The organism is Streptomyces triticisoli (assembly GCF_003270085.1).
In the GTDB taxonomy this organism is placed as follows: domain Bacteria; phylum Actinomycetota; class Actinomycetes; order Streptomycetales; family Streptomycetaceae; genus Streptomyces; species Streptomyces triticisoli.
The window spans coordinates 1-4,959 of record NZ_QFDQ01000077.1 but is presented as its reverse complement, the minus strand read 5'-3'; the positions used below and the strand labels follow the sequence as shown (position 1 = coordinate 4,959).

General features: G+C 71.8%; 5 protein-coding genes. 3 read left to right on the top strand and 2 right to left on the bottom strand.

All coding sequences use genetic code 11. The features are described from left to right. The 3 genes from DEP02_RS13975 to DEP02_RS13965 all read left to right on the top strand — a co-directional run. On the top strand, positions 1–1,247 hold a 1,247-nt coding region (locus tag DEP02_RS13975), incomplete at its 5' end, for a S1C family serine protease (RefSeq protein WP_232839104.1). A 177-nt stretch (positions 1,248–1,424) separates the two neighbouring features. After that, a complete protein-coding gene (locus DEP02_RS13970; RefSeq protein ID WP_112467655.1) occupies positions 1,425–1,871 on the top strand; it encodes a sec-independent translocase in 447 nt (148 codons plus the stop codon). Positions 1,872–1,972: 101 nt separating this feature from the next. Beyond that, positions 1,973–2,638 (top strand): hypothetical protein, encoded by a 666-nt coding sequence (locus DEP02_RS13965; protein WP_112467654.1) that lies wholly within the window; start codon positions 1,973–1,975, stop codon positions 2,636–2,638. Between the two features lie 594 nt (positions 2,639–3,232). Here DEP02_RS13965 and DEP02_RS13960 read toward each other — a convergent pair. Continuing rightward, positions 3,233–4,366, bottom strand: a complete 1,134-nt coding sequence (locus DEP02_RS13960) for an Mrp/NBP35 family ATP-binding protein (protein WP_112467653.1) — start codon at positions 4,364–4,366, stop codon at positions 3,233–3,235. Positions 4,367–4,408: 42 nt separating this feature from the next. Continuing rightward, a partial coding sequence (locus DEP02_RS13955; protein ID WP_112467652.1) for a DUF1003 domain-containing protein occupies positions 4,409–4,959 on the bottom strand: 551 nt, incomplete at its 5' end.

Sequence of the window (4,959 nt, the reverse complement as noted above, 5' to 3'; positions counted from 1 at the left end):
GGGTTCAGCCTCGACCCGGCACCCACGGTGGGCCCGGTGCCGGGCCCTGGGGGCGTTACGACCCCTGGGCCCAGGGGCAGGTTGTCGCGCCGTTGCAGCACAGCGGGGCCGGGGTGCTCAGTGTGGAGCAGCGGCATCGGCGGGTGACGCGGGCACTGGTGGGCGGGGCCGTGGTGCTCGCACTGGTGTCCGGCGGGCTCGGCGGGCTGGCCGGGGCGTACTTCGAGCGCAACGGCGGGGTGGGGACCGTGGAGCTGCCGCAGGCCGGGAAGGAGCCCGCCGGGCGCGCCCCGGACAGCGTTGCCGGGATCGCCGCCCGGGCCCTGCCCAGCGTGGTGACACTGCACGTCAGAGGCTCCGGAGAGCAGGGCACCGGCACCGGGTTCGTACTCGACCGCCTCGGCCACATCCTCACCAACAACCACGTCGTGGAGAACGCCGCCTCCGGCGGGGACATATCGGTGACCTTCAGCGGCGGCCAGACCGCCAAGGCCAGGATCATCGGTCGGGACGCCGGCTACGACCTCGCCGTCGTCCAGGTCCGCGGCGTACGCGGCCTGACCCCGCTCCCCCTCGGCAACTCCGACAACGTGCGGGTGGGCGACCCGGTCGTCGCCATCGGCGCACCCTTCGACCTCGCCAACACCGTCACCGCCGGCATCATCAGCGCCAAGGAGCGCCCCATCACGGCCGGCGGCGAGAAGGGCGACGGCAGTGACGTGTCGTACGTCGACGCCCTGCAGACCGACGCCCCGATCAACCCCGGCAACTCCGGCGGCCCCCTCCTCGACGCCCGGGGCCGGGTCGTCGGCATCAACTCCGCCATCCGCTCCGCCGACACCGGCTCCGACCTGCAGACCGGCCGGGCCGGCTCCATCGGCCTCGGCTTCGCCATCCCCGTGAACCAGGCCAAGCGGGTCGCCGAGGAACTGATCAGGACGGGCAAGGCCAGCCACCCGGTGATCGGCGTGACCCTCGACATGAACTACACCGGCGACGGCGCGCGGGTGAACACCAAGGGCCGTGACGGCGGTCCCCCGGTCACCCCCGGCGGTCCCGGCGCCAGGGCCGGCATCAAGGCCGGTGACGTCATCACCGCGGTGAACGGCCGGCGCGTCCACTCGGGCGAGGAGCTGATCGTCAAGACCCGCGCCCACCGCCCCGGCGACCGCCTGGAGCTGACCGTCGTGCACAACGGAAGGGAGCGGACGGTCTCCCTCGTACTCGGGTCCTCCAGCGGCAACTGACCGAATCGGGGCAAACCCCGCGGCAAACCCGTCGTGTACACACAGTCCGACACCTCGGGGCGGTACCGGTCGGACACCTGCTCCGGGTACCGTGGTTCCGGCCCGGACCACGGAAGAGACCCGCACAGACCGGACCGCCCGAGGGCCGAGGACCGAGGACATCGCAAGGAGCTTCAGGTGTTCAACGACATAGGACCGCTCGAGCTGGTGACGATCATCATCGTGGCCGTGCTCGTGTTCGGTCCGGACAAGCTCCCGAAGGTCATCCAGGACGTGACACGCACGATCCGGAAGATCCGTGATTTCTCCGAGAGCGCCAAGCAGGACATCCGCAACGAGCTCGGTCCGGAGTTCAAGGACTTCGAGTTCGAGGACCTCAACCCCAAGACGTTCCTCCGCAAGCAGCTGGACAACGAGGAACTGGGGCTGAAGGAGCTCCGCAACGGCTTCGACCTGAAGAAGGAGATGGCCGACCTCACGGACACGGTGCACGGCCGCGAGTCCGGGTCCTCGGCGTCCTCGGCGTCCTCCTCGGGTGCGGCCGGCGGCCGGATCGACATGACCAAGAAGCCCGAGGTCCTGGGCCGCGACGAGCGCCCGCCCTTCGACGCGGACGCCACCTGAGCCGTCGTCCCCCGCGCACCCGCGCACCCGCGCACCCGCGTACCCGCGACCCACGCGCCGGGCGGTTTCCCGGCTGCCCGAAGCGGGATCGATCCGGGTACATGAAGACGACGAGTCGGGCAGGCGCGCAGGCGCCGGCCGCGGAGGGCGGACAACGGTTCCCCTTCGCCCGGCGCACGGTCGACGGCTACCTGCTGGCGCCCTTCCCGTGGTACGGCCTCGACGAGGCGTTCACGGGGCCGCGCTGGCTGATGCAGGTCGGCACCTCGGCCGACGGTTCCGTGGAACACGGCTCCACCGGGCACGGCGACGAGCCCTCCGTACGCAATGAGCAGGTGTCCGGGGAGGAGCCCAAGGAGAAGTTCGCGGTCGTCGTCACCGTCGCCGCCCACCCCGTACGGCGCCTCGCCGACGGCACGGGCCAGCTGGATGCCACCTCCGTTTCCTCGGCGGCCTGGCTGGCCGGGGTCGGGCTGCTGTCCGTCACCTGGCCCACCCAGATGGACCACACCCTGCGGGACGACTGGCTGGAGCAGCAGACGGAGACCGCGTGGGTGCTCGCCGACGACCTGACGAGCTCGGCCTGGTCGACACTCGCCCTGCCCGTGGACGGCGTCCCGACGCCCTTCCACTACCGCGAGTCGGAGTTCGGCTGGGTGCTCGCCGGCTCGACCCGGGAGGGCGTTCATGTGGGCGCGTACGGCAGAGGCATGAGCGCGTACGGACTCGGCTTCGCCATGATCAAGGACATCAACGCGTACGCCTGACCGGCGGGGCCGGGCCGAAGAAGGGGCACCCCAGGAGCGGCGCCCGTTGACGTGGGGCGCCGGACCGCTGAACGGTCAGCGGCCCCCGCACGGCGCGGCCACGTGCCCAACCGGCTCCGCTGCTCCCTGGACCTTGTGGCCGGAGGTCTGCCGGCTCCGCCTGGTGCGGCGTCGGGTGCCGTGCGGCCGGTCTGCTGGGCGGTCAGCGGGTCCTGTGTGGCGTGCCGCGTCCGCGTGGTGCGGGCAGGTGCTCAACACGGTCCCGTGTCCCTCGGGCCTGTGCCCGTGGACCTTGTGGCCGGAGGTCTGCCGGCTCCGCCTGGTGCGGCGTCGGGTGCCGTGCGGCCGGTCTGCTGGGCGGTCAGCGGGGCGTGGGGTGGTGTGCTATGCCCGCGTGGTGGGGGCGCGTGGGTGACACCGGCCGTGCTTCCTGGGCCCTGTCGTGGCAGGTCCGTCGGCTCTGCCCGGCCGGTGTCGGGCGTGTGTCGTGCCCGGTGGTGGGGCCGTGTGCGACACGGCCCTGTTCCGTGCTCGGCTACTGGCACGAACGCCCGTCGGCCCCGCTCGACGCGGCCGACGGGCGTCGGAGCATGTTCAGAACTTGTTCTTCGGGGTGATCCCGAGCGACAGCCCCGCCAGGCCCCGCTGGCGGCCCCCCAGCTTGCCGGCGATCGCACGCAGGGCCGAGCCCGCCAGGGAGTCCGGATCGGTCAGGACGACCGGCTTGCCCTCGTCGCCGCCCTCGCGCAGGCGGACGTCGATCGGGATGGAGCCGAGGACCGGGACCGTCGCACCCGTGGTGCGGGTCAGGCCGTCGGCGACCCGCTGGCCGCCGCCCGTGCCGAAGACGTCGACCATCTCGTCGCAGTGCGGGCAGGGCAGCCCGGACATGTTCTCGACCACGCCGACGATCTTCTGGTGGGTCTGCACGGCGATGGAGCCCGCCCGCTCGGCCACCTCGGCCGCCGCCTGCTGAGGCGTCGTCACGACCAGGATCTCGGCGTTCGGGATCAGCTGGGCCACGGAGATCGCGATGTCACCGGTGCCGGGCGGCAGGTCCAGCAGGAGCACGTCCAGGTCGCCCCAGTACACGTCCGCGAGGAACTGCTGCAGCGCCCGGTGCAGCATCGGGCCGCGCCAGACGACCGGCGCGTTGCCCGGGGTGAACATGCCGATGGAGATGACCTTCACGCCGTTCGCCGACGGCGGCATGATCATGTTCTCGACCTGGGTCGGACGGCCGTCCGCGCCCAGCATCCGCGGCACGCTGTGACCGTAGATGTCGGCGTCGACCACACCCACCTTCAGACCGTCGGCCGCCATCGCCGCCGCCAGGTTCACCGTCACCGAGGACTTGCCGACGCCGCCCTTGCCGGAGGCGACCGCGTACACCCGGGTGAGGTTGCCGGCCTTGGCGAAGGGGATCTCGCGCTCGGCCTGGCCGCCGCGCAGGGCCGCCGCCAGCTCACGGCGCTGTTCGTCGCTCATCACGTCCAGCGAGACGTCGACACGGGTGACGCCCTCGACGCGCGAGACCGCGTCGGTCACCCGCTGCGTGATCGTCTCACGCATCGGACAGCCGGAAATCGTCAGGTACACGGTGACCGCGACCGCACCGTCCGCCCCGATCTCCACCGATTTGACCATGCCGAGCTCGGTGATGGGCCGGTGGATCTCGGGATCGTCAACCGTCGCCAGCGCTTCGCGCACCGCGTCTTCCGTAACCATAATCACGATGGTACGGCGACCGGCCGGGGAACAGCGCCCCCGTCAGCGGTCGTCCATGTCACGTCCGCCCGGGTGTTCTGCCGGGAATACCCCGGGACGGTGCCCGTCGGCGCTCCTCACCTCCAGCTCCTTGGCGAGGTCCTGCAGCTCCGAGCGGATCCAGTCCCGGGTCGCCACCTCGCCCAGACCCATGCGCAGCGCGGCGATCTCCCGGGTCAGGTACTCGGTGTCGGCGATCGACCGCTCGTTCTGCTTGCGGTCCTGTTCGAGGTTGACCCGGTCCCGGTCGTCCTGCCGGTTCTGCGCCAGCAGGATCAGCGGAGCGGCGTAGGAGGCCTGCAGGGACAGCGCCAGGGTCAGGAAGATGAACGGGTACTCGTCGAACCGCAGGTGCCGTGGCGCGGCCACGTTCCACACGATCCAGAGGATGATCACCACGGTCATCCAGACGATGAACCGTCCGGTGCCCAGGAAGCGCGCGATGCGCTCCGACAGCCGCCCGAAGGCGTCCGGGTCCCACTCCGGCAGCAGCCGGCGCCGCGGCGGACGCGGCTGGTCCAGCCGGCCGGCCCGCGGCCGCCCGGCGGCGGTGG